The 25,406-nt window shown below is 67.9% G+C and carries 27 protein-coding genes; 7 read left to right on the top strand and 20 right to left on the bottom strand.

What is annotated here, in order from left to right:
• Positions 1 to 42 precede the first annotated feature (42 nt).
• The 12 genes from lipA to HMPREF3014_RS15435 all read right to left on the bottom strand — a co-directional run bounded on the left by lipA (position 43) and on the right by HMPREF3014_RS15435 (position 11,161).
• Positions 43 to 1,026, bottom strand: coding sequence for a lipoyl synthase (lipA, locus tag HMPREF3014_RS15490; protein WP_003119196.1), 984 nt, complete (start codon positions 1,024 to 1,026; stop codon positions 43 to 45).
• Complete coding sequence (gene lipB / locus HMPREF3014_RS15485; RefSeq protein WP_003093177.1) at positions 1,023 to 1,676, bottom strand: lipoyl(octanoyl) transferase LipB; 654 nt, start codon at positions 1,674 to 1,676, stop codon at positions 1,023 to 1,025. Before lipB ends, lipA begins: the two co-directional genes overlap by 4 nt.
• Entirely contained in the window at positions 1,676 to 1,957 is a 282-nt protein-coding gene (locus HMPREF3014_RS15480; RefSeq protein WP_003100311.1) for a DUF493 domain-containing protein, read from the bottom strand. The genes lipB and HMPREF3014_RS15480 overlap by 1 nt, the downstream gene beginning before the upstream one ends.
• Positions 1,958 to 2,027: 70 nt before the next feature.
• Positions 2,028 to 3,188 carry a D-alanyl-D-alanine carboxypeptidase family protein gene (locus tag HMPREF3014_RS15475; protein ID WP_023087002.1) on the bottom strand — a complete coding sequence of 387 codons (1,161 nt, stop codon included), beginning with the start codon at positions 3,186 to 3,188 and terminating at the stop codon, positions 2,028 to 2,030.
• Between the two features lie 65 nt (positions 3,189 to 3,253).
• Positions 3,254 to 4,282 (bottom strand): septal ring lytic transglycosylase RlpA, encoded by a 1,029-nt coding sequence (gene rlpA, locus HMPREF3014_RS15470; RefSeq protein WP_003100310.1) that lies wholly within the window; start codon positions 4,280 to 4,282, stop codon positions 3,254 to 3,256.
• Positions 4,279 to 5,301 (bottom strand): lytic murein transglycosylase B, encoded by a 1,023-nt coding sequence (gene mltB, locus HMPREF3014_RS15465; protein ID WP_003132500.1) that lies wholly within the window; start codon positions 5,299 to 5,301, stop codon positions 4,279 to 4,281. The genes rlpA and mltB overlap by 4 nt, the downstream gene beginning before the upstream one ends.
• A gap of 8 nt (positions 5,302 to 5,309) precedes the next feature.
• Positions 5,310 to 6,413, bottom strand: a complete 1,104-nt coding sequence (rodA, locus tag HMPREF3014_RS15460) for a rod shape-determining protein RodA (protein ID WP_003114090.1) — start codon at positions 6,411 to 6,413, stop codon at positions 5,310 to 5,312.
• A 31-nt stretch (positions 6,414 to 6,444) separates the two neighbouring features.
• Positions 6,445 to 8,385, bottom strand: coding sequence for a penicillin-binding protein 2 (gene mrdA / locus HMPREF3014_RS15455; RefSeq protein WP_003093191.1), 1,941 nt, complete (start codon positions 8,383 to 8,385; stop codon positions 6,445 to 6,447).
• Between the two features lie 12 nt (positions 8,386 to 8,397).
• Positions 8,398 to 8,865, bottom strand: coding sequence for a 23S rRNA (pseudouridine(1915)-N(3))-methyltransferase RlmH (gene rlmH / locus HMPREF3014_RS15450; RefSeq protein ID WP_003093193.1), 468 nt, complete (start codon positions 8,863 to 8,865; stop codon positions 8,398 to 8,400).
• A 7-nt stretch (positions 8,866 to 8,872) separates the two neighbouring features.
• Positions 8,873 to 9,229, bottom strand: a complete 357-nt coding sequence (gene rsfS / locus HMPREF3014_RS15445; protein WP_003100305.1) for a ribosome silencing factor — start codon at positions 9,227 to 9,229, stop codon at positions 8,873 to 8,875.
• A 22-nt stretch (positions 9,230 to 9,251) separates the two neighbouring features.
• On the bottom strand, positions 9,252 to 9,896 hold the full coding sequence (gene nadD, locus HMPREF3014_RS15440; RefSeq protein WP_003093199.1) for a nicotinate-nucleotide adenylyltransferase: 645 nt from the start codon (positions 9,894 to 9,896) through the stop codon (positions 9,252 to 9,254).
• Complete coding sequence (locus tag HMPREF3014_RS15435; protein ID WP_003119194.1) at positions 9,896 to 11,161, bottom strand: glutamate-5-semialdehyde dehydrogenase; 1,266 nt, start codon at positions 11,159 to 11,161, stop codon at positions 9,896 to 9,898. Before HMPREF3014_RS15435 ends, nadD begins: the two co-directional genes overlap by 1 nt.
• Before the next feature lie 297 nt (positions 11,162 to 11,458).
• Here HMPREF3014_RS15435 and HMPREF3014_RS15430 point away from each other — a divergent pair, with 297 nt between their 5' ends.
• Positions 11,459 to 12,682, top strand: a complete 1,224-nt coding sequence (locus HMPREF3014_RS15430) for an alpha/beta fold hydrolase (protein WP_023087001.1) — start codon at positions 11,459 to 11,461, stop codon at positions 12,680 to 12,682.
• A 7-nt stretch (positions 12,683 to 12,689) separates the two neighbouring features.
• Here the strand turns inward: HMPREF3014_RS15430 and HMPREF3014_RS15425 are convergent, their stop codons facing one another.
• Positions 12,690 to 13,547 (bottom strand): class I SAM-dependent methyltransferase, encoded by an 858-nt coding sequence (locus HMPREF3014_RS15425; protein WP_003093206.1) that lies wholly within the window; start codon positions 13,545 to 13,547, stop codon positions 12,690 to 12,692.
• 63 nt (positions 13,548 to 13,610) lie between these two features.
• On the opposite strand from HMPREF3014_RS15425, the gene HMPREF3014_RS15420 reads away from it, so the two are divergent.
• Both HMPREF3014_RS15420 and HMPREF3014_RS15415 read left to right on the top strand, forming a co-directional pair.
• The gene (locus HMPREF3014_RS15420; protein ID WP_003100299.1) at positions 13,611 to 14,330 is read left to right on the top strand and encodes a DNA-3-methyladenine glycosylase; all 720 of its coding nucleotides are present in this window, start codon (positions 13,611 to 13,613) and stop codon (positions 14,328 to 14,330) included.
• Positions 14,327 to 15,640, top strand: coding sequence for a bifunctional DedA family/phosphatase PAP2 family protein (locus HMPREF3014_RS15415; protein ID WP_003100297.1), 1,314 nt, complete (start codon positions 14,327 to 14,329; stop codon positions 15,638 to 15,640). The genes HMPREF3014_RS15420 and HMPREF3014_RS15415 overlap by 4 nt, the downstream gene beginning before the upstream one ends.
• 10 nt (positions 15,641 to 15,650) lie before the next feature.
• Here the strand turns inward: HMPREF3014_RS15415 and HMPREF3014_RS15410 are convergent, their stop codons facing one another.
• From HMPREF3014_RS15410 to HMPREF3014_RS15400, 3 genes are read right to left on the bottom strand one after another with little or no spacing between them, the layout of a single operon-like run.
• Positions 15,651 to 16,244: an LON peptidase substrate-binding domain-containing protein gene (locus tag HMPREF3014_RS15410; RefSeq protein WP_003093212.1), complete on the bottom strand. Its 594-nt coding sequence runs from the start codon at positions 16,242 to 16,244 to the stop codon at positions 15,651 to 15,653.
• Between the two features lie 19 nt (positions 16,245 to 16,263).
• Positions 16,264 to 16,974, bottom strand: a complete 711-nt coding sequence (locus HMPREF3014_RS15405; RefSeq protein ID WP_003093214.1) for an LrgB family protein — start codon at positions 16,972 to 16,974, stop codon at positions 16,264 to 16,266.
• A complete protein-coding gene (locus HMPREF3014_RS15400) occupies positions 16,974 to 17,336 on the bottom strand; it encodes a CidA/LrgA family protein (RefSeq protein ID WP_003100294.1) in 363 nt (120 codons plus the stop codon). The genes HMPREF3014_RS15405 and HMPREF3014_RS15400 overlap by 1 nt, the downstream gene beginning before the upstream one ends.
• A gap of 193 nt (positions 17,337 to 17,529) precedes the next feature.
• Between HMPREF3014_RS15400 and HMPREF3014_RS15395 the strand changes: the two genes are divergently transcribed.
• The 3 genes from HMPREF3014_RS15395 to HMPREF3014_RS15385 all read left to right on the top strand — a co-directional run bounded on the left by HMPREF3014_RS15395 (position 17,530) and on the right by HMPREF3014_RS15385 (position 20,603).
• A complete protein-coding gene (locus HMPREF3014_RS15395) occupies positions 17,530 to 17,985 on the top strand; it encodes a MaoC family dehydratase (RefSeq protein ID WP_003093220.1) in 456 nt (151 codons plus the stop codon).
• A gap of 190 nt (positions 17,986 to 18,175) precedes the next feature.
• On the top strand, positions 18,176 to 19,915 hold the full coding sequence (locus HMPREF3014_RS15390; protein ID WP_003453986.1) for a C13 family peptidase: 1,740 nt from the start codon (positions 18,176 to 18,178) through the stop codon (positions 19,913 to 19,915).
• A 46-nt stretch (positions 19,916 to 19,961) separates the two neighbouring features.
• Positions 19,962 to 20,603 (top strand): oxidoreductase, encoded by a 642-nt coding sequence (locus HMPREF3014_RS15385; protein ID WP_003100290.1) that lies wholly within the window; start codon positions 19,962 to 19,964, stop codon positions 20,601 to 20,603.
• A 19-nt stretch (positions 20,604 to 20,622) separates the two neighbouring features.
• Here the strand turns inward: HMPREF3014_RS15385 and HMPREF3014_RS15380 are convergent, their stop codons facing one another.
• From HMPREF3014_RS15380 to eatR, 4 genes are all read right to left on the bottom strand, one after another.
• The gene (locus HMPREF3014_RS15380; RefSeq protein WP_042159398.1) at positions 20,623 to 20,871 is read right to left on the bottom strand and encodes a YceK/YidQ family lipoprotein; all 249 of its coding nucleotides are present in this window, start codon (positions 20,869 to 20,871) and stop codon (positions 20,623 to 20,625) included.
• Positions 20,872 to 20,902: 31 nt separating this feature from the next.
• Positions 20,903 to 21,532 carry a flavin prenyltransferase UbiX gene (gene ubiX / locus HMPREF3014_RS15375; RefSeq protein WP_003093227.1) on the bottom strand — a complete coding sequence of 210 codons (630 nt, stop codon included), beginning with the start codon at positions 21,530 to 21,532 and terminating at the stop codon, positions 20,903 to 20,905.
• Positions 21,529 to 22,896, bottom strand: a complete 1,368-nt coding sequence (mpl, locus tag HMPREF3014_RS15370; protein WP_023086999.1) for a UDP-N-acetylmuramate:L-alanyl-gamma-D-glutamyl-meso-diaminopimelate ligase — start codon at positions 22,894 to 22,896, stop codon at positions 21,529 to 21,531. The genes ubiX and mpl overlap by 4 nt, the downstream gene beginning before the upstream one ends.
• A 157-nt stretch (positions 22,897 to 23,053) precedes the next feature.
• The gene (eatR, locus tag HMPREF3014_RS15365; RefSeq protein WP_023086998.1) at positions 23,054 to 24,985 is read right to left on the bottom strand and encodes a sigma-54-dependent transcriptional regulator EatR; all 1,932 of its coding nucleotides are present in this window, start codon (positions 24,983 to 24,985) and stop codon (positions 23,054 to 23,056) included.
• A gap of 338 nt (positions 24,986 to 25,323) precedes the next feature.
• Between eatR and HMPREF3014_RS35150 the strand changes: the two genes are divergently transcribed.
• Positions 25,324 to 25,406: hypothetical protein (locus tag HMPREF3014_RS35150; protein WP_239667261.1), on the top strand; the 83-nt coding region annotated here is incomplete at its 3' end.

Raw genomic sequence — 25,406 nt, 5'->3', positions numbered from 1 at the left:
CTGTGCAGGGACGCGGCGTCGGAGGCATTGGCGCGGCGTCGATCAGCCGATCTTGTTGCCGTGCGCCTGCTGGTCGGCATGGTAGGACGAACGCACCAGCGGACCGGACGCGACGTTCTTGAAGCCCATCTTCTCGCCTTCCTCGGCGAACCAGGCGAAGGTGTCCGGATGCACGAAGCGCTGCACCGGCAGGTGGTTGCGCGACGGCTGCAGGTACTGGCCGAGGGTCAGCATGTCGATGTCGTGCTCGCGCATCCGCTGCATGACCTCGATGACCTCGTCGTCGGTCTCGCCCAGGCCGAGCATCAGCCCGGACTTGGTCGGTACGTGCGGAACCATCTGCTTGAACTTCTGCAGCAGGTCCAGCGACCACTCGAAGTCCGAGCCCGGCCGCGAGGAGCGGTACAGGCGCGGTACCGTCTCCAGGTTATGGTTGAACACGTCCGGCGGCTCGTTGGCGGTGATCTCCAGGGCGATGTCCATGCGACCGCGATAGTCGGGCACCAGGGTTTCCAGCTGGATCCCCGGCGACAGCTTGCGGATCTCGCGCAGGCAGTCGGCGAAGTGCTGGGCGCCGCCGTCGCGCAGATCGTCGCGGTCCACCGAGGTGATCACCACGTACTTCAGCCGCAGGTCGGCGATGGCGATGGCCAGGTTGGTCGGCTCGTCGACGTCCAGCGGCTTCGGCCGGCCATGACCGACGTCGCAGAACGGGCAGCGTCGGGTGCAGATATCGCCCATGATCATGAAGGTCGCGGTGCCGCCGGAGAAGCACTCGCCCAGGTTCGGGCAGGACGCCTCTTCGCAGACGCTGTGCAGCTTGTGCTTGCGCAGCAGTTGCTTGATGCGGTCGACCTCGGGGGAAACCGGGATGCGCACGCGGATCCAGTCGGGTTTCTTCGGCAGTTCCTCGGTGGGAATGATCTTCACCGGAATCCGCGCGACCTTTTCCGCGCCGCGCAGCTTCACGCCGACTTCCACCTTGCCCGGCTTGGCTTCTCCGGACTTCTCCACAACAGTGCTCATGTCAGTTCGATCCCGCCCGTAAGGGTCTTCTGTTCAGCGTAGCCAAGGCGTGAGACGAGCTCAGCGCGCAATCGGGTACACACCTCGGCAAAATCCACCGGCCCAACCAGGTCGCGCAGTTGGGTCATGGGCATCCCGGCGTAGCCGCAGGGATTGATTCGTTGGAACGGTCGCAGGTCCATGTCCAGGTTCAGCGCCAGGCCATGGAAGGAACAGCCGTTGCGGATGCGCAGGCCGAGGGAGGCGATCTTCGCCCCGTCGACGTAGACACCCGGCGCGTCCGGCTTGGCCACGGCCTGCACGTCATAGGACGCCAGCAGGCCGATCAGGCTCTGCTCGATCCGGCTGACCAGCTCGCGCACGCCCAGTCCCAGGCGGCGGACATCGAGCAGCAGGTAGGTGACCAACTGGCCGGGGCCGTGGTAGGTCACCTGGCCGCCGCGATCTACCTGGATCACCGGGATGTCGCCGGGGAACAGCACATGCTCCGCCTTGCCGGCCTGCCCCTGGGTGAAGACCGCAGGGTGCTGCAACAGCCAGGCTTCGTCCATTACCGATTTGTCGCGTTCGGCAACGAAGCGCTGCATGGCATGCCAGGTCGGTTCGTAGGGAACCTCGCCGAGCTCACGGAAGCCCAGCTCGAGTCCCATCAGAGCACCATGTGCACGCGTCCGGTCGCGCGCAGGTCGTTATGGATGGCTTGCAGTTGGTCGACATCGGTGGCGGTGATCAGCACCTGCACCGAGAGGAATCGCCCCTTGCTGCTGTCACGGACCACCAGGGTCTCGACGTCGAGATCCGGCGCGTGGCGCTGGATGATTTCCACGACCAGGTCGGAGAAACCTTCGCCGGCGTCGCCGATCACCTTGATCGGATAACGCTCGCAGGGGAATTCGATTTTCGGGGGTTGAACGTCAGGGGTATCGGTCATGGCGGCGGCGGACCCGTGGTCCGCGGGGACGGGCGCCCGCTGGCCTCGTGAGCGGGCGGGCGCCGGTCGGTCAGTTGAACAAACCGTAGAAGAACAGGCGGATGCTATCCCACAGGCGGCGGAAGAAACCACCCTCCTCGACGGCGTTGAGGGCGACCAGGTCGGCGCTGCGGATGACCTTGTCGTCCAGCTTCACTTCCACCTTGCCGATCACCTGGCCCTGCTGGATCGGCGCCATCAGTTGCGGCTCCAGGACCATGCTGGCCTGCAGCTTCTGCATCTGGCCGCGCGGCAGGGTCATGGTCAGATCTTCGGCGAGGCCGGCTTTCACTTCATGCTCGGAACCCTTCCAGACCAGGCCCTTGGTCAGCTCGGTGCCCTTCTTGTAGAAGTTGCGGCTTTCGAAGAAGCGGAAGCCATAGGTCAGCAGCTTCTGGGTCTCGGCGGCGCGGGCCTGCTCGCTGTTGGTGCCGAACACCACGGCGATCATGCGCTGGCCGTCGCGTACCGCGGAAGCCACCAGGCAGTAGCCGGCTTCGTCGGTGTGGCCGGTCTTCAGGCCGTCGACGGTTTTGTCGCGCCACAGCAGCAGGTTGCGGTTCGGCTGCTTGATGTTGTTCCAGAGGAATTCCTTCTGCGCGTAGATCGCGTAGTGGCTCGGCTCACCGTAGATGATCGCGCGGGCCAGCACCGCCATGTCGCGGGCGGAGGAATAGTGGTCCGGGTTGGGCAGGCCGGTGGCGTCCATGAAGTGGGAGTTGGTCAGGCCCAGCTTCTGCGCGGTGGTGTTCATCATGTCGGCGAAGGCGTCTTCGCTGCCGGCGATATGCTCGGCCAGGGCGACGCTGGCGTCGTTGCCGGACTGGATGATGATGCCATGCAGCAGGTCGCTCACCGAGACCTGGCTGCCGACCTTGATGAACATCCGCGAACCGCCGGTGCGCCAGGCATGTTCGCTGACGGTGACCAGGTCGTTCTCGCCGATGCGGCCGGCCTCGATCTCCTTGGTGGCGATGTAGGCGGTCATCAGTTTGGTCAGGCTGGCCGGCGGCAGGCGCTGGTCGCCGTTGTTCTCGACCAGAACCTGGCCGCTCTCGCCGTCCATCAGGACGTACGACTTGGCGGCCAGTTGCGGCGGCGCCGGAATCATGGATTCAGCAGCCCAGCCAGCCGTAGGGGCGATGAACAGGACAAGCAGTGACAAGCGTTTCGCGATAGTGGTGATGTTCATCCGTCTCTCTGGTTCTACCAATGGTCAAACAATCCCTTGCGGGAATTCCCTGCGTGAGTAGGCGCTCAGTCGGGGCGTACCAGCGTCGGCTGGCCAAGGTTGGCCACGCGGATGCTGTCCTGGGTGCGGCTAACCTCGTCCGCCGAACCGATCGGTCCCAGCCGCACCCGGTGCAGAATCTGCTGGTTGCGTACGACCGAGCTGATAAACACCGGCGCAGCCGTCACGCCGCTCAGCTTGGCCTTCAGCAGCTCCGCCGCATCCGGGTTGGCGAAGGCGCCCACCTGGAGATACAGGCCATCGGCTGGTAATGAAGCGTTTTTTTTTGAGTCGATCTGCACCGGCAGCACGGCGGCCGCGTGCTGCGCCGGCGGCGGAGTGTAGGTCTCGATCGGCTGGGCCATCGCCACCGCCTGCGTCTGCGCCGCGGCGGGAGCGGCCTGGGCCACCGCCTGCTTGGGCTGCGCCAGGACCATCGGTGCCGGCCGGCCGCGCTGGGCCCACCACTGCACCGGGTCGATGCCTTCGACCTTGACCCGCGCGGTGCCGGTCTCGGCATAGCCGAGCTTCTTCGCCGCGGCGAAGGACAGGTCGATGACCCGGTCGGAATAGAACGGGCCGCGGTCGTTGACGCGGACGATCACGCTCTTGCCGTTGTCCAGGTTGGTCACCCGCACATAGCTCGGCAACGGCAGGGTCTTGTGCGCGGCGGTCATGCCGTAGAGGTCGTAGGTCTCGCCGTTGGCGGTGGCCTGGCCGTGGAACTTGGTGCCGTACCAGGACGCGGTGCCGACCATCCGGTAGGCCCGCGCATCGTTCATCGGGTAGTAGGTCTTGCCCAGCACGGTGTAGGGGTTGGCCTTCACCGAACCGTTGTGCGGCATCGGTACCGCATCGGGGATCCGCGACACGTCGACGTCCCACCAGGGGGCGCCGTCGCGATGCGGACGGGAATAGTCGCCCGGCCCGGAAATGCCCGCCTGCCTGGCCGGCTGCTGGGGCGCCTTGCTGGAGCAACTGCTCAACAGCACGGCCGCCAGCCCGAGGCCGCAGACGGCGGGCAGGATCAGGGAGGAGCGGACACGCTTGCTCAATGGGCACCTCGCGCGCGGGCAATCTCGCCCGCCAGCTGATAAACCGCCATGGCATACATGGCGCTGCGATTATAGCGGGTGATCACGTAGAAGTTCGGCAAACCGACCCAATACTCGATGCCCTTGTCGCCGACGAAACGCATCGCCGTGACCTTCTGGTCGTCGCGCAGCGCATCGTGGGTGCGCCAGCCGCGGGCACGCAGCTCACCCAGGCTCATGGTCGGGTCGACGCCCCTGGTCACCGCGCTCTCGGCGCTCTCGTCGTTGATCTCGGCCACCGAGACCACCGGCTCGCCGGTGACCCAGCCGTGCTGCTTGAAGTAGCTGGCGACGCTACCGATGGCGTCGGTCGGGTCGCTCCAGATATTGATGTGGCCATCGCCGTCGAAGTCCACCGCGTAGGCGCGGAAGCTGCTCGGCATGAATTGCGGCAGGCCCATGGCGCCGGCGTAGGAGCCGGTCAGGCTGAGCGGGTCGACCTGCTGTTCGCGGGCGAGCAGGAGGAACTCGCGCAACTCCTTGCGGAAGAAGTCGGCTCGCGGCGGGTAGTCGAAGCCGAGGGTGGACAGCGCGTCCATCACCCGGTAGCTGCCGGTGTTGCGGCCGAAGAAGGTTTCCACGCCGATGATCGAGACGATGATCTCGGCCGGCACGCCGTATTCCTTCTCCGCCCGCGCCAGGTCTTCGGCATGCTTGTTCCAGAAGTCGACGCCACGACTGATGCGCGCGTCGCTGATGAAGATCGGCCGGTATTCCTTCCACTGCTTGACCCGCTCGGCCGGGCGCGAGATCGCATCGAGGATCGACTGCTTGCGGTTCACGTCGCGGAACAGCCCCATCAGCTGCTCTCCGGCGAAGCCGTAGTCGCGGGTCATTTCGCTGACGAACTCGGCCACTTGCGGCGAGCCGTCGTAGTCCCCCGCCTGGGCCGCCCCGGACAGGCCAATGACGCCGGCTACGCCGACCCATTGGACGCCCCTGGCCGCCCATGTACGCAGTACTTGCATTGCGTTCTTCACTCTTGGTCTCAAACCTGGGCGATCCACTTCCGATGGGTATGGATCGACATCAGAACCCCGAACCCTGACAACAGGGTAACCAGCGAAGTTCCGCCATAACTAATGAAAGGCAGCGGTACCCCCACCACCGGCAACAACCCGCTCACCATACCGATATTCACGAAGACATAAACGAAAAACGTCATGGTGATGCCACCGGCCAGCAGTTTGCCGTAGAGCGTCTGCGCCTGGGCGGTGATCACCAGGCCACGACTGATCAGCAGCAGGTAGAGCACCAGCAGCAGGCAGACGCCGACCAGGCCGAACTCCTCGCCGAGGACCGCAATGATAAAGTCGGTGTGGCTTTCCGGCAAAAAATCCAGGTGCGACTGGGTGCCCAGCAGCCAGCCCTTGCCGAATACCCCGCCGGAACCGATGGCCGCCTTAGACTGGATGATGTTCCAGCCGGTGCCCAGCGGGTCGCTTTCCGGGTCGAGGAAGGTCAGCACCCGCTGTTTCTGGTAGTCGTGCATGATGAAGAACCACATCGCCACTGCGATCGGCACCGCCGCCGACACCGCGCCGACGATCCAGCGCCAGCGCAGGCCGCCGACGAACAGCACGAAGCCGCCGGAAGCGAGGATCAGCATGGCGGTGCCGAGGTCGGGCTGTTTCAGGATCAGCACGAACGGGGTGATGATGATCGCCAGGCTGATCACCATGTGCTTGAGCCCCGGCGGCAGGTTGCGCTTGGACAGGTACCAGGCCACCGTCATCGGCATCAGCAGCTTCATGAACTCCGAGGGCTGGAAGCGGATCACCCCGGGGATGTTGATCCAGCGCGTCGCCCCCTTGGCGTCGTGGCCGATCACGTCGACCACCACCAGCAGCGCGACCCCCACCAGGTAGCCCAGCGGCACCCAGCGGGCCATGAAGCGCGGCTCGATCTGGGCGATGACCACCATCATGCCCAGTCCCAGGCCGAACGAGGTGGCCTGCTTCATCAGCATGTCCCAGCTCTTGCCGCTCGCCGAATAGAGGACGAACAGGCCGGTGGCGCCGAGGATCAGCAACAGCAGCAGGAGAATCCCGTCGATGTGCAGGCGCTGCAACAGGCTGGCGCGCCGGCGCATCACGTCTTCGTTGGACAGGGTGCGGTCGAAGTTACTGTTCAAGGGCGGGCGCCTCCGGCTCGGCTGCCGTGGGTTCGGGCTTGGCCACCGCCGCCGCGAGCGGCGCGACGGGTTCCGCGTATTCGGCCTTGAGCTTGCCGTGCTCGTCGAGCAGCCAGGCGTCCATCACCTGCTTGACCACCGGGGCGGCGACGCCGGAGCCGGACTCGCCGTTCTCCACCATCACCGCCACCGCGATCTGCGGGTTGTTGGCCGGCGCGAAGCCGACGAACAGGGCGTGGTCGCGGTGCCGCTCGAGCAGCTTGGAGCGGTCGTAGCGCTCGTTCTGCTTGATCGCCACCACTTGGGCGGTACCGCTCTTGCCGGCGATCAGGTAGGCCGAGGTGGCGCCGACCTTGCGCGCCGTGCCGCGGGCGCCATGCACCACCTGCTGCATGCCGTAGTCGACGCGGTCCCAGTTGGCCGGGTCGCGCAGCACGATGTCGGGCATCGGGTCGGGGTCGACCGGCGGCTGGCCGTCGATGGTCTTGGCCAGGTGCGGGCGGATCCAGTGGCCCTTGTTGGCCAGCAGCGCGGTCATCTGCGCCAGTTGGATCGGCGTCGCCTGCATGTAGCCCTGGCCGATGCCGAGGATCAGGGTCTCGCCCGGGTACCAGACCTGGCGGCGGGTCTTGCGCTTCCATTCGCGCGAGGGCATCAGCCCGTCGGCTTCGCCGAACATGTCCAGGGCGACTTTCTGGCCGAAGCCGAAGCGGCTCATGAAGGCGTGCAGGCGGTCGATCCCCAGCTTGTGCGCGAGGTCGTAGAAATAGGTGTCGTTGGACCGGTAGATCGCCGACTCCAGGCTCACCCAGCCATCGCCGTAGCGGTTCCAGTTACGGTACTTGTGGTCGTAGTTGGGCAACTGGTAGTAGCCGGGGTCGAAGACCCGCGAGGTCGGCGTGACCACCCCGGCGTCGAGGCCGGCCAGCGCCACCGCCGGCTTCACCGTCGAGCCCGGCGGATAGAGCCCGCGCAGGACGCGGTTGTACAGCGGCCGGTCGATGGAGTCACGCAGCTCGGCATAGGCCTTGAAGCTGATGCCGGTGACGAACAGGTTGGGGTCGTAGCTCGGCTGGCTGACCATCGCCAGCACGTCGCCGGTGGACGGCTGGATCGCCACGATGGCGCCCCGCCGCCCGGCCAGGGCGTTCTCGGCGGCCTCCTGCAGGCGGCTGTCGATGCTCAGGACGATGTCCTTGCCGGGAATCGGGTCGGTGCGCTTGAGCACCCGCAGCACCCGCCCGCGGGCGTTGGTCTCGACTTCCTCGTAGCCAACCGTGCCGTGCAACTCGCTCTCGTAGAAGCGCTCGATGCCGGTCTTGCCGATATGGTGGGTGCCGCTGTAGTTGATCGGGTCGAGGTTCTTCAGTTCCTGCTCGTTGATCCGCCCGACGTACCCGACCGAATGGGCGAAGTGCTCCTTCAGCGGGTAGTGGCGGACGAACTGGGTCGCCACGTCGACGCCCGGCAGGCGGAACTGGTTCACCGCGATGCGGGCGATCTGTTCCTCGTTGAGCTCGAACATGATGGGAACCGGCTCGAACGGACGCCGCCCCTGCTTCATGCGCTTCTCGAAGATGGCCCGGTCGTCCTCGGTCAGGCCGAGGATCTCCACCAGCGTGTCGAGGGTCTTCTGCAGGTCCTCGGTGCGTTCGCGGGTGATGGTCAGGCTGAAGCTCGGCCGGTTGTCGGCGATGATCACGCCGTTGCGGTCGAAGATGATCCCGCGGGTCGGCGGGATCGGCTGCACATGGACCCGGTTGTTCTCCGACAGCGTCGAATGGTACTCGTACTGGGTCACCTGCAGGTGGTACATGCGCGCCACCAGCACCAGGGTCAGCAAGACCACCGCCACCGCCCCGACGATGACGCGCCGACGCACCAGGCGGGCGTCTTTCTCGTGGTCTTTCAGGTGGATCGGCTGCGGCATCGGGACTGGGGACTATTTGTGGTAGGGGTGCCCGGACAATACGGTCCAGGCCCGGTAGATCTGCTCGCCGACCAGGATCCGCACCAACGGGTGCGGCAGCGTCAACGGCGACAGCGACCAGCGCTGCTCGCTGCGCGCGCAGACCTCCGGCGCCAGCCCTTCCGGGCCGCCGACCATGAGATTCACGGTGCGTGCGTCGAGACGCCAGCGATCCAGTTCGCGAGCCAGTTGCTCGGTGCTCCAGGGCCGACCTTCGACCTCCAGGGTCACCACCCGTTCCCCCGGCTGCACGCGCGCCAGCATGGCCTCGCCTTCCTGACGGATCAGGCGCGCCACGTCGGCGTTCTTGCCGCGGGTGTTGAGCGGGATCTCCACCAGTTCGAGGGACAGCTCGGCCGGCAGGCGCTTGACGTATTCCTGCCAGCCTTCCTCGACCCAGCGAGGCATGCGCGAGCCAACCGCGATCAGGCGCAACCGCATGCCGGCGTCACTCTTCCGGCTGGTGCTGGGCGCGGCTCTGCTCGGCGCCCTGCCACAGGCGCTCCAGGTCGTAGAACTGGCGGGTCGCCGGGAGCATCACGTGGACCACCACGTCGCCCAGGTCGAGCAGCGCCCATTCGCCGGACTCCAGGCCTTCGCTGCCCAGGGGCTTGACGCCGTTTTCCTTGGCCTTGGTCAGGACGTTGTCGGCCAGCGACTTGACCTGGCGGCTGGAACTGCCGCAGGCGATCACCATGTAGTCGGTGACGCTGGTCTTGTCCCGCACATCGAGGGTCACGATGTCCTGGGCCTTGAGGTCTTCCAGGGCATCGATGGCCACTTGGACGAGTTGTTCGGTTTGCATTGAGTCGGTCTCTGTTTCTTTATCAGTGTGGCGCACGATACAGGTGGTGCGCCTCGATGTAGTTCAATACCGCGTCCGGCACCAGGAAACGCACGGAGCGCCCGGCACCCAGCAGCGCGCGGATCTGGGTGGCGGACACCGCCAGCGGCGTCTGCCAGACGAAGGTGATCTGTCCGCCCGGCCCTTTCAGGGCCTGCGGGTCGGCCACGCTCCGCGCCGCCAGCAGGTCGCGCAGCGACTCCGGCGGCTCGCTGTCGGCATCCGGACGCTGCAACACGACGATGTGGCAGTGATCCAGCAACGCCTCCCAGCGGTGCCACGTCGGCAAGCCGCAGAAGGCATCCCAGCCGATCAGCATGAACAACTGGTCGTCGGCCGCCAGTTCCGCCCGCACCGACTCCAGGGTGTCGATGGTGTAGGACGGCTTGTCGCGCTGCAGTTCGCGGGGATCGACCGTCAATCGCTCGACTCCCGCCACCGCCCGCTCGACCATCGCCAACCGCTGCGCGGCCGACACCTGCGGGGTTTCCCGGTGCGGCGGCCGCGCATTGGGCAGCAGGCGCAGTTCGTCGAGGGCGAACTGCTCGGCCATTTCCACGGCGCTGCGCATATGTCCGATATGCACGGGGTCGAAAGTGCCGCCGAACAGGCCGATACGTTTGCCCATCAGGTGCGCACGTGACCGTCGCCGAAGACGACGTACTTCTCGCTGGTCAGGCCTTCCAGGCCGACCGGGCCGCGGGCGTGCAGCTTGTCGGTGGAAATCCCGATCTCGGCGCCGAGGCCGTACTCGAAGCCGTCGGCGAAGCGGGTCGAGGCGTTGACCATCACCGAAGCGGAATCCACTTCGGCGAGGAAACGCCGCGCATCGCTGAAGTTCTCGGTAATGATCGCGTCGGTGTGCTGCGAGCCGTAGGTGTTGATGTGCTCGATCGCCGCGTCCAGTCCGTCGACGATGCGGATCGACAGGATCGGCGCGTTGTACTCGGTACGCCAGTCCTCCTCGGTAGCCTCCAGCACGTCTGCGCCAAGCAGCGCGCGGGTCGCGGCGTCGCCGCGCAGTTCCACGCCCTTCTCGCGGTAGATCGTGGCCAGCGGCGGCAGCACCTGCTCGGCGATGCCGGCATGCACCAGCAGCGTCTCCATGGTGTTGCACGGTGCATAGCGCTGGGTCTTGGCGTTGTCGGCGACGCGAATCGCCTTGTCCAGGTCGGCGGCGACATCGATGTAGACGTGGCAGATGCCGTCCAGGTGCTTGATCACCGGCACCTTGGCCTCGCGGCTGATGCGCTCGATCAGGCCCTTGCCGCCGCGCGGGACGATCACGTCGACGTATTCGGGCATGCTGATCAGCGCGCCGACCGCGGCGCGGTCGGTGGTTTCCACCACCTGCACGGCGGCGGCCGGCAGGCCGGCCTCGGCCAGGCCCTGCTGGATGCAGCGGGCGATCGCCTGGTTGGAGTGGATCGCCTCGGAGCCGCCGCGCAGGATGGTCGCGTTGCCGGACTTCAGGCACAGGCTGGCGGCGTCGATGGTCACGTTCGGCCGCGATTCGTAGATGATCCCGACCACGCCCAGCGGCACGCGCATCTTGCCGATCTGGATGCCCGAGGGCACATAGCGCATGTCGCGGATCTCGCCGATCGGGTCGGGCAGCGTGGCGACCTGGCGCAGGCCCTCGATCATGTCGTCGATGCGCGCCGGGGTCAGCGCCAGGCGGTCCAGCATCGCTGGCTCCAGGCCATTGGCGCGGCCGGCGGCGAGGTCCTGCTCGTTGGCGTGGGACAACTCCGCGCGGGCGGCGTCCAGCGCATCGGCCGCGGCCAGCAGGGCGCGGTTCTTCTGCGCGGTGGCGGCGCGCGCGAGCAACCGCGAGGCGGCGCGGGCATCGCGGCCAAGGCGGCTCATATAGTCGAGGACGGACTCGGTCATGGTCTCGGCATCTGGCGTCAGGGAAATGCGCGATTATAGCGAGCCAGCCCCGGCGCGCCCAGCCGCAACAGCCGGTCGGTAGACAGTGCGTTCCGCGGCCCCCGGCGGTAACGCGGCGGCCCCGCTGCGCCTGGGCCTGTGCGCGAGACGGTGACACCCGGGCGCAGGCGCCGGCCGAAGGATAGGTAAACAAAATTGCTACCTCTGTTTACCTTCGAAGCGAGCCTGGCCGCTGCCACCCACCGGCACCCGCTCGGCAGAACAACAATAACGACGCACACACCGCGGGGCCTCGCCATGCGCTACCGTACCGACTACAGCGCGCAGTCGCTGAGCAGCGAACCGGATATCCTCCTTCTCGACGGCTGGCAACTGCGCTACCAGGCCTTCGCCGCCCGTGCCGACGACCCGTGCCCGCCGGTGCTCCTGCTGGGCGGCGCCTTCCAGAGCTTCCGCTCGTTCACCGGCGAGGTCAGCGAACTGCTCGCCGAGCACCCGGTGATCCTGCTCGACCTGCCGAGCCAGGGCGGCAACCAGCAACTGGCGGCGGAACTGAGCCTGGAAGACCTCGCCGACCTGATCGCGGCCTTCGCCGAACAGCTCGGCCTGCCGCCGTTGATGCCCATCGGCCTGTCCTACGGCTCGGCCCTGGCCGCGCTGTTCGCCGCCCGCCATCCGCGCCGCTGCGCGCGCCTGCTACTGGCCGGCATCACCGCATTCGGCCGCCCCGGTGCGCGGCTGCTGCTGGAAGAAGCCCTGGCCCGGCTCGACGAGGGCGACCAGAGCGCCTTCGCCCACGGCGTACTGACCGGCCTGATCAACCCGCTACAGCTGGAACGTACCGGCGTCTCCCCGGTATTTCGCAAGGCCATGCTGCGCCAGTTGCAACGCCTGACCGCGGCGGAGATCGAACGCTACCGGCAGAATAGCCGGCGCCTGCTGGCCTTCGGCGGCTTCGAGCGGCACCCGACCTGCCCGACCCTGGTGCTCGCCGGCGAGTACGACCATTTCACCCAGCCCTGGGAACATGCGGTGTTCGCCCATGCCTGCGGGAACGCCGAGTTCGCCCTGATCCACGACGCCGACCATCTTGCCCAGTTCGAACGACGCGAGGCCTGCGCCCGGCTCTACGGCCCGTTCCTGCGCGGCGAGGCACTGCCGGAGCGCGCCGAGGGCAGCACGCGGATCCCGCGCACGCGCCTGCTCGGCCTGGAGCGACGCTTCGAGGTCCGCCATCGGCCAGCCCAAGGGCACGCTCGGCTGGAACATCCGCAGTTCGGCGTCTATGCGGCGGAACTGGTGGAACTCGGCTATTTCGGCGGGCGGCTGCACGCCGAGCTGCCCGAATCCCGCCCGCAACGCGGCTGGCGGTTGTGCTGCGACGGCCTGGCGGACTTGGACATCCTGCCCCTGCGCTCGACCGCCGGCGGCTTCGCCTTCATCTTCCCGCACTCCGATCCGGCGGCCAGCGCCGGACTGGCCGACCTCCTCGCCGCCTGGGAGCGAGCGGAGGTCGCCTGAGAGGCGGCTATGCCGTGCGGCTTTCGATCACCCGCACCAGGCTCGGCAGGCGTCCCTGCGGCAAGCCCAGGGCGGCGCCTTCGCGCTGCGGGTCGAGCACCAGGGTGGAGGCGAAGCCGCAGCGGGCGAAGGCCGCCTCGATTTCCGCGGCATTGCGGTAATGCAACGGATAGCTTCCCCGCGTCAGCCGCCCGATGATCCCCACTCCCCAGCGGATCTGCCGGTAGCGCGGGTGCTCGCGGAGATCGGGATAGAGGTCGGTCAGGTAGGTGCCCTGGGGGAAGCGTTTAAGTTCGGTCGCCAGGCGACTCCAGAAGGCCTCGATCACCGGGCGCTGGAAATAGTTCACCAGCCCCTCGGTGATCACCACCAGCGGGCGCTCGCGATCGAGCCCGGCGAACAGCGCGGCAAGGCTGCGCTCGCCGTCCTCGGCGAGGATATCCACAGCCGCCACCGCGTGCTCCGGGCCCAGCCACCCCTGCTCGCGGAGCAACGCCGCCTTGCGCGCGGCCATCGGCGGCAGGTCGGCCTCCAGGTAGCGCAACTGTGGATAGCGTTGCCGGAAGCGTCGCCCACGCGGCGAGAGCCCGCAGGCCATTTCCACCACCTGGACCACTCCCTCGCGTTCGACGGCCTGGGTCAGGCGCGCGTCGATCATGAGGTGTCTTTGTAACAGGAAATCCTCGATGTTCAGTCCGAAACCGAGCTGCGCGCCCCAGTTGATCGGCGCGACGAAGCCGTGTACCCAGCGGCCGAAGACGGTGGCGAAGGCCGGTTCGGCGAGTCGATGGCGGAACCAGACGTACCCGGTGTAATGGGCGCTGGGCGTGATGTGGGCACTGTCGACACGCTCTCGTTCAACCATGATTCAGGCTCTTGTTGTTATCATTCGCCAGCCTATGACTGCCATGGTCCCAGCGACAATCCCATGTCCCGCGATCCCATCCTTAGTTTGCCCTGGCCCGACGCCCGGCCGCTCCCCGACACCTTCTTCGACCGCGATGCGTTGCTGGTCGCCCGCGAGTTGCTGGGCAAGGTGATCCGCCATCGCCAGGGCAATCTCTGGCTGGCGGCGCGAATCATCGAGACCGAGGCCTACTACCTGGAGGAGAAAGGCAGCCATGCCTCGCTCGGCTACACCGAGAAGCGCAAGGCACTGTTCCTCGACGGCGGGCACATCTATATGTATTACGCGCGCGGCGGCGACTCGCTGAACTTCAGCGCCGGCGGGCCGGGCAATGCGGTGCTGATCAAGTCCGGCCATCCCTGGCTGGATCGCATCAGCGACCACACGGCGCTGGAGCGGATGCAGAGCCTGAACCCGGACAGCCAGGGCCGGCCCCGCGAGATCGGCCGCCTGTGCGCCGGCCAGACCCTGCTGTGCAAGGCCATGGGGCTGAAGGTGCCGGAGTGGGACGCACAGCGCTTCGACCCGCAGCGACTGTTCGTCGACGATGTCGGCGAGCGCCCCAGCCAGGTGATCCAGGCCGCTCGGCTGGGCATTCCGAAGGGGCGCGACGAACACCTGCCGTACCGTTTCGTCGATGCCACCTTCGCCGCCTTCTGCACCCGCAACCCACTGCGCCGCGGCCAGGTCGCCGGGCGCGACTATCATCTACTCGGACATCAGGACCCGCACCTGCAATGAGTCTCGACAGCTTCAACGCCTGGATGGCCGCCAACCCCGAGTGGCTGGGGCTGGCCATCTTCCTCATCGCCTTCCTCGAATGCGCGGCCATCGTCGGTATCGTCCTCCCTGGCGTGGTGCTGCTGTTCGGCGTCGCGGTGATCGCCGGCAGCGGCGCCCTCGGCCTCGGCGAAACCCTGCTGCTGGCCTACGCCGGCGGGGTGCTGGGCGACCTCAGCTCGTACTGGATCGGCCGCCGCTTCCACCAGAACATCCGCCGCCTGCCCGGCCTGCGCAGCCATCCGCAGTGGATCACCGCCGCCGAGGTGTACTTCGAACGCTACGGTATCGCCAGCCTGCTGGTCGGCCGCTTCATCGGCGCCCTGCGACCGATGCTGCCGATGGTCGCCGGCATGCTCGACATGCCGTTCGGCCGTTTTCTCGGCGTTTCGCTGATCGCCGCCGCCGGCTGGGCGGTCGCCTACCTGTTGCCCGGCTGGGCCACCGGCGCAGCCCTGCGCCTGCCGTTGCCGGAAGGCTTCTGGAGCGAAGCCGGGATCGTCGCGGCCTGCCTGGCGGTGCTGGTCGGCGTGGTAGTCCAGGCCAGCCTGCGGCGCAAACGCTGGGCAACCGCTGTGGCGGCCGCGCTGAGCCTGGTCCTGCTGCTGGCGATGACCGTCGCCTGGCCGTACCTCCAGGACCTCGACCAGGGCCTGATGACGCTGGTCCAGGAGCATCGCAACGCCGACCTGAACCCGGTGATGGTGGTGGTCACCCGGCTCGGCGATTTCCGCACCCAGTTCATCGCCGGCGCGCTGCTCGGCGGTATCCTCCTGCTGACCCGGCAATGGCGTCCGGCCATCTTCGCCATCGGCACCCTGGTGGGTACCGCGCTGGCCAACCAGACCCTGAAGACCCTGTTCGCCCGCGCCCGCCCGGAAGTGCTGGCCGAACCGCTGAGCAGCTTCAGCTTCCCCAGCGGACACAGCTCGGCGTCCTTCGCCTTCTTCCTCACCCTGGGCGTCCTCGCCAGCCGCCAGCAACCGCCGCGCTGGCGCCTGACCTGGGTACTGCTGGCGGTGATCCCGTCGCTGAGCATCGCCCTGTCGCGGGTCTACCTTGGCGTGCACTGGCCGTCGGACATCGTCGCCGGCGCCCTGCTCGCCACTACGGTCTGCGCCGCCAGCCTGTGGCTGAGCCAGCGCCGCGAGTCGCTGCCGGCGCTGCCGCAACGGGTCTGGTGGCTGCTGTTGCCGGTCTGCGTGGCGACCCTGGCGATCGCCGCCGGCTGGGCCCTGCCGGAAGCCATTGCGCGCTACCGGCCGCTGTGAGGGTTGGCGCTCAGTCGATACCCAACTCGCCCTGCAGGTGCTCCAGCAGCACCTGGATCCGCGCCAGTTGCATCTGCGCGTCGGGCAGGGCGAGCAGTTCGAGCTTGCGTTCGGTATCGAACGGCAGCAGGTAGGCCAACTGGTTGGCCAGGTCCTGCTGGCCGCCGGGCTCGCCGCCCATCTCCAGCGCGGCCACCATCGGATGCTCGGCCAGCACGCTGAGCAACGCGGCGAGATCGTTGTGTTCGTACGTCAGGGGTTGCTCCGGCAGGTCTTCGAACCACTCGATCTCGCCGACGCTGAGCTGGTCGGCCTGGACCTCCACCGACAGCACCTGGAAACGCCGACCGCCCTCCACGCGGATGCCCAGCAGGCCGTTCGGGCGCTGCTGCCAGTCGCGGACCGAGGCCTCGCAGCCGACCATCGCCAGGCGGCTCGGCGCTTCGCCGACCTCCCGCCCTTCGCCGATGGTCACCACGCCGAAACCGGTGCCCTGCTTCATGCAGCGGCTGATCATGTCCAGGTAGCGCGCCTCGAAGATCTGCAGGTCCAGGCGGCAACCGGGGAACAGCACGGCGTTGAGGGGAAACAACGGCAACTTCATCGCGACTCCTCGGGCATCGTCAGGCAACCAGCGCTACCGCCAACGGTAGCAGCACTGCGGTGGCAACGCCCATCAGGCTCATCGCCAGGGCGGCGAAGGCGCCGCACTCCTCGCCTTCCTGCAAGGCCCGCGAAGTGCCTACCGCGTGGGCCGTCATGCCCAGCGCCATGCCCTGCGCGGCGGGGTGCCGGACGCCGATGGCGCGCAGCAGCTCCGGCCCGAGGATCGCCCCGAGTACCCCGGTGATCAGTACGAACACGGCGGCCAGCGCCGCCACGCCGCCGATCTGGCTGGCCACCAGCATGGCGATCGGCGAGGTCACCGACTTCGGCGCCATGCTCATCAGCATCCGCGGCTCGGCACCGAACAACCAGCCGAATGCGATGCCCAGCACCGTCGCCAGCGTACCGGCGACCACCAGGGTCAGCAGGGTCGGCCAGAACAATTGGCGGATACGCCGCAGGTTGAGGAATAGCGGCACCGCCAGGGCCACCGTGGCGGGGCCGAGGAGAATGGTCAGGACCTTGGCGCTGGCACTGTATTCGTCGTAGTCGATGCCGCAAAGCAGCAGCACGCCGATCACCACCAGCATCGATACCAGCACCGGCTGCAGGAACACCCAGCGGGTCCGTTCATAGGCGGCCAGGGCCAACTGGTAGGCGCCCAGGGTCACGCCGACGCCGAACAGCGGATGGTGGATCACCGCCTCGAGGGCGGCCTGCCAGGCCATCAGGACTCCTCCCGGCGACGTTGCTGGCGATCGATGAGCTTCTGCATCATCCAGCCGGCGAACAGGAACGACAGCACCAGCGACAGTACCAGCGCGCCGACGATGGCCCAGAAGTCGGCGGCGATCTCCCGCGCATAGGCCATCACCCCGACCGCCGCCGGCACCAGCAGCAGCGGCAGGTAGCGCAGCAACGAGCCGGCCGCCTCGTTGACCGGCTTGCCGACCTCGCCACGCGCCAGGAAATAACCGAACAGCAGCACCAGGCCGATGATCGGACCGGGCAGCATGGGCAACAACAGAACGTTCAGACCTGTGCCGAGCAACTGGAACAGCACCAGCCAGGTCAGACCACGAAGCAACATGGGCACCTCCAGCAAGGGCCGACCATTATGCCCAGCCCGCCGGGACATTGGCACGCTCCTCGCCTATCCATCAGTCGCAGTCGCGGCACCGCATGACGCGATATTCGCCAGGCCGATGGTTTCTTGACCCGGTCGCCAACGCGTGCTGATCTTCCTGCACCATGAGAACAACAGCCATCCTCCCGGAGGACTTATGCCATTCGTACCCGTAGCAGCGCTCAAGGACTATGTCGGCAAGGATCTCGGCCATTCCGAATGGCTCACCATCGACCAGGAGCGGGTCGACCAGTTCGCCGAATGCACCGGCGACCACCAGTTCATCCACGTCGATCCGGAGAAGGCGGCGAAGACGCCCTTCGGCGGCACCATCGCCCACGGCTTCCTGTCCCTGTCGCTGATCCCGAAGCTGATGGAAGGCCTGCTGGTGCTTCCCGAAGGACTGAAGATGGCGGTCAACTACGGCCTCGATACGGTGCGCTTCATCCAGCCGGTGCGGGTCGGCTCGCGGGTCCGCCTGGGCCTGACCCTGCTCGACGTCAACGAGAAGAATCCCGGCCAGTGGCTGATCAAGGCGCGCGCCACCCTGGAGATCGAAGGCCAGGAGAAACCCGCCTACATCGCCGAGACCCTCAGCCTCTGCTTCGTCTGAGCCCGCCCCAGCGAGCGCTGCCGTTCGCTTGACGGCCAGGCGCCTTCGCGCCCCTCTCCCCCCTTCCAAAAGCCCCCGCTCGCGGGGGCGCTCTGGGCCGGCAGGGAAATACCCTACTGCCAGGCAACGATTTTTCCGCCACACTGTCTCCCCTCCACCCTCGGACCGAACCACTCATCGGGAACGCCGCATGCTTCGCCCCGCCAGGTCTCTCTCGCTCTGCTCCGCCCTGGTCATCCTGCTCGCCGCCTGTGGCGAGGGCGAACCGCTGCTCCCGGCCGATGCGCGCCTGCCTGACGGCGCGCGCTATCGCGGCGAGCTGGTGGACGGGCGCCTGGAAGGCCAGGGCCGGCTGGACTACGACAACGGCGCCTGGTACGCCGGCCGCTTCGAGCATGGCCTGCTGCACGGCCATGGCACCTGGCAGGGCGCCGACGGCAGCCGCTACAGCGGTGGCTTCGCGGCCGGCCTGTTCGACGGTCAGGGACGCCTGGCGATGGCCGATGGCAGCGTCTACCAGGGCGGTTTCCGCCAGGGCCTGTTCGATGGCGAAGGCAGCCTGGAACAACAGGGCACTCGCTACCGCGGCGGTTTCCGCAAGGGCCTGTACAGCGGCCAGGGCACGCTGGACGGCAGCGATGGCAGCCGCTACCAGGGCAGCTTCCGCCAGGGCCGCCTGGAAGGCGAAGGCAGCTTCAGCGACAGCCAGGGCAACCAGTACGCCGGTACCTTCCGCGACGGGCAACTGAACGGCAAGGGGCGCTGGAGCGGGCCCGATGGCGACCGCTACGTCGGCCAGTTCAAGGACAACCAGTTCCATGGCCAGGGGCGCTACGAAAGCGCCAGCGGCGATGTCTGGATCGGCCGCTTCAGCGAAGGCGCGCTGAACGGCCCCGGCGAGCTTCTCGGCGCCGACGGCAGCCGCTACCGCGGCGGTTTCCAGTTCTGGCGCTTCCATGGCCAGGGCCTGCTCGAACAACTGGACGGCACCCGCTACGAAGGCGGCTTCGCCGCCGGCGCCTATGCCGGCCAAGGCACCCTGGACCGCGCCGACGGCAGCCGTGAGCAGGGACTCTGGGCCGACGGCAAGCGCATCCGCGACGCCGCCGGCAAGGCCCTGCCCGACACCCTGGAAATCGGCCTGTTGGCCCAGGGTCGCCTGCTCGACGAAGAACTGCGCAAGATCCCGGCCTCGACGCCGGCCAGCGAACTCTATGCCCTGAGCCTGGGCGGCGATGGCCGCCAGGGCGTGTTCCTGCGCGAGGCCGATTACGCCGGCGACCTGCTCGGCCAGCGTTTCGCCGCTCGTGGCGTGATTCGCCTGGTCAACCACCGCGACCACTTCGGCGACCGCCCGCTGGCTACCCGGGAAAGCCTGTCCCGCGCCGTGCGCACCCTGGCCGAACGCAGCGGGCCGGAAGACCTGGTCTTCATCTACCTGACCAGCCACGGCTCCAGCGACCACCAGTTGGCCCTGGACATGCCCGGCCTGAACCTCGGCGACCTGCCGGCCGCGGAACTGGCCGAACTGCTCGCGCCGCTGCGCCAGCGCGACAAGGTGCTGGTGGTATCGGCCTGCTACAGCGGGGGCTTCATCCCGCCGCTGAAAGACGAACGTACCCTGATCCTGACCGCCGCGCGTGCCGACCGGGTCTCGTTCGGCTGTTCCGACGACGCCGACTTCACCTATTTCGGCCGCGCCTTGCTGGCCAATGCGCTGAACCGCACCGACGATCTGTCCAAAGCGTTCGAACTGGCGAAAGAGGAAGTGCGTCAAAGGGAGAAGGAGGAAGGTTTCGAAGCTTCGGAACCGCAAGCCTGGTTACCGGAACGCGTGCTCGCGCACTGGCGGACGCTGCGGGGGCAGCAAGCCGAGCGCGCGCTCGCGTTCCGGGAAGGAAAAACCGGCGAGGGCGCGGCGGGCAAATAGATACGCCGCGCACTACGCTCATTGGTGTGGAAGGGGAGAAACACACATGCACTCGACGCCCAAGCGCGTTCTGCTCGCCGGCGCGACCGGTCTTACCGGCGAGCACCTGTTGGATCGGATATTGAGCGAGCCGACCCTGGCCAAGGTCATCGCCCCTGCCCGCAAGGCGCTGGCCGAGCATCCGCGGCTGGACAACCCGGTCGGCCCGCTGGCCGAGCTGCTGCCGCAACTCGACGGCAGCATCGATACCGCCTTCTGCTGCCTCGGCACCACGATCAAGGAAGCCGGCTCGGAGGAGGCCTTCCGCGCGGTCGATTTCGACCTGCCGCTGGCGGTGGGCAAGCGCGCGCTGGAGATGGGCGCCCGGCATTACCTGGTGGTCAGCGCCCTGGGCGCCGACGCCAAGTCGTCGATCTTCTACAACCGGGTCAAGGGCGAACTGGAGCAGGCCCTGCAGGAACAGGGCTGGCCACAACTGACCATCGCCCGGCCATCGCTGCTGTTCGGCCCGCGCGAGGAATTCCGCCTGGCCGAGATCCTCGCTGCGCCGATCGCCCGCATCCTTCCCGGCAAGTACCACGGCATCGAGGCCTGCGACCTGGCCCGCGCGCTCTGGCGCCTGGCGCTGGAGGAAGGCAAGGGCGTGCGCTTCGTCGAGTCCGACGAACTGCGCAAGCTGGGGAAATGAGCCTGGGGCGGGTCTCGCCCTACATGCCGCCGCTGACGCCGAGGTTGAGGCCGATGGCGGTGGCCAGCGAGAACGGCAGCAACAGGGTGTCCAGCAGCGCGCTGCCCGGCAGGTCGAGCCCCGGATGGGCCGGCGCCTCCGCGCCGAAGCGTTCCATCGGGCAGCAGCCGCCGTGCAGGCTGTACCAATCCAGCCGGGTGCCGGCGTAGACCACCGGCGCCCCTGGCTTGGCCGCATCCAGGGTGCGCACGGTGGCGCAACCGCCCATCTGCACCGCCAGGACCAGCAGCAGCAGCACCCTACTCGTCGCTGACAAGGTGCTGTTCCCCCCAGCGCGGCAGCATATCCTGGGGAATCCCCAGGGTGTTGAGGATTCGCGCGACGACGAAGTCCACCAGGTCCTCCACCGATTGCGGCTGGTGGTAGAAGCCCGGCGCCGCCGGCAGGATCACCGCGCCGAGGTTGGACAGCTTGAGCATGTTTTCCAGGTGGATACTGGAGAACGGCGCCTCGCGCGGCACCAGCACCAGCGGCCGGCGCTCCTTCAGGGCGACATCGGCGGCGCGCTCGATGAGGTTGTTGCAGGCCCCCGTGGCGACCGCCGACAGGGTGCCGGTGGAACACGGGCAGATCACCATGGCATTGGGCGCGCTGGAGCCGGAGGCCGGCGGCGCCATCCAGTCGTTCTGGCCGAACACGCGGATCTGTCCGGCGGCGGCACCGCAATATTCGGTGAGGAAGGCCTGCATCGCCTGCGGCTTGGCCGGCAAGGCCACGTCGGTCTCGGTGGCCATCACCAGTTGCGCGGCCTTGGAGATCAGGAAGTGCACCTCGCGCTCTTCCTGCACCAGGCAATCGAGCAAGCGCAGGCCGTACTGGGCGCCGGAGGCGCCGGTCATCGCCAGGGTAATGCGTTCCGGACCGCTCATCGCGCCCCTCGCTCGGCCAGCGCCGCGGCCAGCTTGCCGTGCAAGCCGCCGAAGCCGCCGTTGCTCATGATCACCACTTGCGCGCCGGGCCTGGCCTGCTGGCGCACCTGCTCGATGATCGCCTCCAGGGTATCGCAGACCTGCGACGGTATCGCGCATTGCGCGGCGGTGGCGGCCAGGTCCCAGCCCAGGTTCGGCGGCGCGTACCAGAGCACCTGGTCGGCCTGGCGCACGCTGTCCGGCAGGCCGTCGCGATGAGCGCCGAGCTTCATCGAGTTGGAACGCGGCTCGACGATGGCGATCACCTGGGTATCCGCGCCAACCTGCTTGCGCAGGCCGTCGAGGGTGGTGGCGATGGCGGTCGGATGGTGGGCGAAGTCGTCGTAGAGGGTCACGCCCCGGACCTCCGCGACCTTCTCCATGCGCCGCTTGACGTTGCGGAACTCGCTGAGCGCCGCCGCGCCCTGGCTGGGCATCACGCCGACATGGCGCGCCGCCGCCAGGCTGGCGAGGGCGTTGGCGACGTTGTGCAGGCCGGTCAGCGGCCAGTCCACCTCGCCCTGGACGATGCCGTCGAACAGCACCTCGAAGCGCGAGCCGTCCTCGGCGAGCAGGCGCGCCTGCCACTGGCCGCCTTCGCCGGTGGTCTGCACCGGGGTCCAGCAGCCCATCCCGAGTACGCGCTCCAGGGCTTTCTCGGCGCTCGGGCGAATGATCAGGCCCTCGCCCGGCACAGTGCGCACCAGATGGTGGAACTGCCGCTCGATGGCCGCGAGGTCGGGGAAGATATCCGCGTGGTCGAATTCCAGATTGTTCAGGATCGCCGTGCGCGGGCGGTAATGGACGAACTTCGAGCGCTTGTCGAAGAAGGCGCTGTCGTACTCGTCGGCCTCGACCACGAAGAACGGCGTACCGCCCAGGCGCGCCGAAACCCCGAAGTTCTGCGGCACCCCGCCGATCAGGAAGCCCGGGCTCATGCCGGCGTGCTCCAGGACCCAGGCGAGCATGCTGGTGGTGGTGGTCTTGCCGTGGGTACCGGCCACCGCCAGCACCCAGCGTCCTTGCAGCACGTGGTCGGCCAGCCACTGCGGGCCGGAAACGTAGGGCAGGCCCTTGTTCAGGACATGCTCCACCGCCGGATTGCCGCGCGACAGGGCGTTGCCGATCACTACCAGGTCCGGCGCCGGCTCCAGGTGGGCCGGATCGTAGCCCTGCATCAACTCGATGCCCTGGGCTTGCAGCTGGGTGCTCATGGGGGGGTAGACGTTGGCGTCGGAACCGGTCACCCGGTGGCCCAGTTCCTTGGCCAGCACGGCCAGCGAGCCCATGAAGGTCCCGCAGATGCCGAGTACGTGGATGTGCATGCAGACTCCTGCAGATCAAGCCGTCGAAGGCGCTGTGAATGGGCGGCAGATTAGCACAGCGGAGGCGCCGGCCGCCCGGCGTCGCGGCATCAGACGACGCGGCGTCGGCGGGGTTCCCGCCGGCCTCGCGGCGGCCCGCCTGGAGCCGTCCCGCCCGTCAGGCCTGGCCGCGCACCAGGCCGTGCCGGCGCAGCTTGCGATACAGGGTGTTGCGGCTGATCCCCAGTTGCTCGGCCACCCGGCTCACGTGCCAGCGCTGGCCGTCCAGCGCCGCCAGCAACGCGGCTCGCTCGGCGTCGCCCAGGCTGTTGCCCGCGGCCGGGGCGGGCGCCGCTGCGGCGGGCGGCAGCGCCGCCAGGGCCTGGCGGATATCCGCGGGCAGGTCGCGCAGGCCGACCCGGCCGTCCTCGCAGAGTGCCACCAGGGTCCGCAGCACCGTGCGCATCTGCCGGACGTTGCCCGGCCAGCGGTAGGCCAGCAGGCCCTGGCGAACCTCGCCGTCGAGCTGGATGCGCTGGCCCCTGGCCTCCTCGGCCAGCAGGTAGTCCAGCAGCTCCTCGCGGTCGCTGCGCTCGCGCAGCGGCGGCAGGCTCACGACCATGCCATTGAGGCGGTAGTAGAGATCCTCGCGGAAGCGTCCATCGGCAACCAGCCCGGCCAGGTCGCGGTGGGTAGCGCTGATCAGGCGCACGTCGACATCCTCCGGCTCGCCGCCCAGCGGTACTACCCGGCGCTCTTCCAGCACCCGCAGCAGGCGGGTCTGCAAGGCCAGCGGCATGTCGCCGATCTCGTCGAGGAACAGGGTGCCGCCGTCGGCCTGCTGCAACTTGCCGCGCATGCCCTCCTTGCGCGCGCCGGTGAAGCTGCCGCCGCGATAACCGAACAGTTCGCTCTCGATCAGGGTTTCCGGGATCGCCGCGCAGTTCAGCGCGACGAACGCCTGTTCCGCGCGCGGGCCGGCCAGGTGCACGGCCTTGGCGAAGGCCTCCTTGCCGGAACCGGTCTCGCCGTTGAGCAGCAGCGGCACGTCGCGCGCGTAGACCTTCAGCGCCCGGCGGAAATCGGCGGCCAGCTCGGCGTCGCCCAGGCACAGGCCGGGCGCGGCAGGCGCCGGCTTCGCTGCCGTGGGCACCGCCAGGGCCTGGGGTATCGCCCGCGGCGCGCCGCGCAGCATGGCGTACAGGGTCCGTCCCTCGCGGGTGCGCAGCGGCCAGCTGGCGCTGGGTTGCGGCGAGGCGCGACCGAGCAGGTCGTCGAGACGGCAATCGAAGAAGGTCTCCACCGGCTGGCCGAGCAGGCGCTGGCGCGGACAACCGAGCAGGTTCAGCGCGCTCTGGTTCACCGCGCGGATCCGCCCGTCTTCCTCGAAGGCCAGCAGCCCTTCGCTGAACAGGCCGACATAGTCGCCCTGGACATGGAAGCGCAGCAGCCAGGAGCCCTCGAAGCGACGGAGGAAATAGCAGCCCTCGATGATCTTCGCCGACAGGTTGACCAGCGCCATGGTGTGGAACTGGCTCTGCCGCGAGACTTCCTGGCGCGCCGAAGACACGTCGAGCACCGCCATCAGCTCGCCCTGCGGATCGAACACCGGGCTCGCCGAGCAGGTCAGGCCGGTGTGGCGGCTACGGAAGTGCTCTTCCTGCTGGATGGTCAGGGCCTGCCGCTCGACCACGCAGGTGCCGATGCCGTTGGTGCCTTCGCAGGGCTCGCTCCAGTCGGCGCCGAGCCAGAGGCCGGCGTGTTCGAAGGTCTGGCGCTGGGCGTCGGCGTTGACGCAATTGAGGATCACCCCGCGGGCATCGGTGAGCAGTACCGCGTGGTCGTTGCCGGAAAGCTGCTGGTAGAGGCTGTGCATCTCGCCATCGGCGATCTCCAGCACCTGTTGCAGGCGCTCGCGGCGTTCGAGCATGCGCGCGTGCTCCAGCACCATCGGCGCCATCGGCTGGCCGGGATCGAGATGGTGCTGTTCCAGGCAGCGCAGCCAGGAGCGGGCGATGGACGGATCGGTCGCAGGGCCGCCCGGCGGGATCTTGCCCTGGGCGACGGTCAGCACTTGCCGCGCGTGGCGGCTCATGGAACTGGCAGGCATTGTTATGGTTCTCCGCGAGGGACGGGCCGTCTCTTGCCTGGGCGCGGTGGATCGGTCCGCGACTCTCCGGACGGCTATCGGTGCAGCATCCAACAGGCCGGGGCGCAATGCAACGACGGACTGACCGATGAGTCATGAGCTGCGCCGAAAACGGTACAGAGTGTCACTCACGAGCGTCCCGCCCGCGTGACAGGGAGCGTTCGCAAGCTCCCCTGCGAAACCTCCAGGACGCTCTACTCCGGGCCTTTCGCCACTCTGGCCCGGCCCTTGCTCCAGGCTTACGACAAGCGCGACAGCGCGTCCTCCCCTAATAAGCACAAGAGCCAGGAGATACCATCATGCGTTACGCCCATCCCGGTAGCGAAGGCGCCATCGTTTCCTTCAAGGCCCGCTACGGCAACTACATCGGCGGCGAGTTCGT

The organism is Pseudomonas sp. HMSC065H01, assembly GCF_001815235.1.
Taxonomy (GTDB): Bacteria; Pseudomonadota; Gammaproteobacteria; order Pseudomonadales; family Pseudomonadaceae; genus Pseudomonas; species Pseudomonas aeruginosa.
Note: the sequence above shows the minus strand (reverse complement) of the source record. Positions and strands in the feature narration are given on the sequence as shown.

Coding starts and splice junctions, on each gene's coding strand:
- lipA (WP_003119196.1), bottom strand. CDS start 1,026: ATGAGCACTGTTGTGGAGAAGTCCGGAGAAGCCAAGCCGGGCAAGGTG.
- lipB (WP_003093177.1), bottom strand. CDS start 1,676: ATGGGACTCGAGCTGGGCTTCCGTGAGCTCGGCGAGGTTCCCTACGAA.
- HMPREF3014_RS15480 (WP_003100311.1), bottom strand. CDS start 1,957: ATGACCGATACCCCTGACGTTCAACCCCCGAAAATCGAATTCCCCTGC.
- HMPREF3014_RS15475 (WP_023087002.1), bottom strand. CDS start 3,188: ATGAACATCACCACTATCGCGAAACGCTTGTCACTGCTTGTCCTGTTC.
- rodA (WP_003114090.1), bottom strand. CDS start 6,413: ATGCGCCGGCGCGCCAGCCTGTTGCAGCGCCTGCACATCGACGGGATT.
- mrdA (WP_003093191.1), bottom strand. CDS start 8,385: ATGCCGCAGCCGATCCACCTGAAAGACCACGAGAAAGACGCCCGCCTG.
- rlmH (WP_003093193.1), bottom strand. CDS start 8,865: ATGCGGTTGCGCCTGATCGCGGTTGGCTCGCGCATGCCTCGCTGGGTC.
- rsfS (WP_003100305.1), bottom strand. CDS start 9,229: ATGCAAACCGAACAACTCGTCCAAGTGGCCATCGATGCCCTGGAAGAC.
- nadD (WP_003093199.1), bottom strand. CDS start 9,896: ATGGGCAAACGTATCGGCCTGTTCGGCGGCACTTTCGACCCCGTGCAT.
- HMPREF3014_RS15435 (WP_003119194.1), bottom strand. CDS start 11,161: ATGACCGAGTCCGTCCTCGACTATATGAGCCGCCTTGGCCGCGATGCC.
- HMPREF3014_RS15430 (WP_023087001.1), top strand. CDS start 11,459: ATGCGCTACCGTACCGACTACAGCGCGCAGTCGCTGAGCAGCGAACCG.
- HMPREF3014_RS15425 (WP_003093206.1), bottom strand. CDS start 13,547: ATGGTTGAACGAGAGCGTGTCGACAGTGCCCACATCACGCCCAGCGCC.
- HMPREF3014_RS15420 (WP_003100299.1), top strand. CDS start 13,611: ATGTCCCGCGATCCCATCCTTAGTTTGCCCTGGCCCGACGCCCGGCCG.
- HMPREF3014_RS15415 (WP_003100297.1), top strand. CDS start 14,327: ATGAGTCTCGACAGCTTCAACGCCTGGATGGCCGCCAACCCCGAGTGG.
- HMPREF3014_RS15410 (WP_003093212.1), bottom strand. CDS start 16,244: ATGAAGTTGCCGTTGTTTCCCCTCAACGCCGTGCTGTTCCCCGGTTGC.
- HMPREF3014_RS15405 (WP_003093214.1), bottom strand. CDS start 16,974: ATGGCCTGGCAGGCCGCCCTCGAGGCGGTGATCCACCATCCGCTGTTC.
- HMPREF3014_RS15400 (WP_003100294.1), bottom strand. CDS start 17,336: ATGTTGCTTCGTGGTCTGACCTGGCTGGTGCTGTTCCAGTTGCTCGGC.
- HMPREF3014_RS15395 (WP_003093220.1), top strand. CDS start 17,530: ATGCCATTCGTACCCGTAGCAGCGCTCAAGGACTATGTCGGCAAGGAT.
- HMPREF3014_RS15390 (WP_003453986.1), top strand. CDS start 18,176: ATGCTTCGCCCCGCCAGGTCTCTCTCGCTCTGCTCCGCCCTGGTCATC.
- HMPREF3014_RS15385 (WP_003100290.1), top strand. CDS start 19,962: ATGCACTCGACGCCCAAGCGCGTTCTGCTCGCCGGCGCGACCGGTCTT.
- HMPREF3014_RS15380 (WP_042159398.1), bottom strand. CDS start 20,871: ATGGGCGGTTGCGCCACCGTGCGCACCCTGGATGCGGCCAAGCCAGGG.
- ubiX (WP_003093227.1), bottom strand. CDS start 21,532: ATGAGCGGTCCGGAACGCATTACCCTGGCGATGACCGGCGCCTCCGGC.
- mpl (WP_023086999.1), bottom strand. CDS start 22,896: ATGCACATCCACGTACTCGGCATCTGCGGGACCTTCATGGGCTCGCTG.
- eatR (WP_023086998.1), bottom strand. CDS start 24,985: ATGCCTGCCAGTTCCATGAGCCGCCACGCGCGGCAAGTGCTGACCGTC.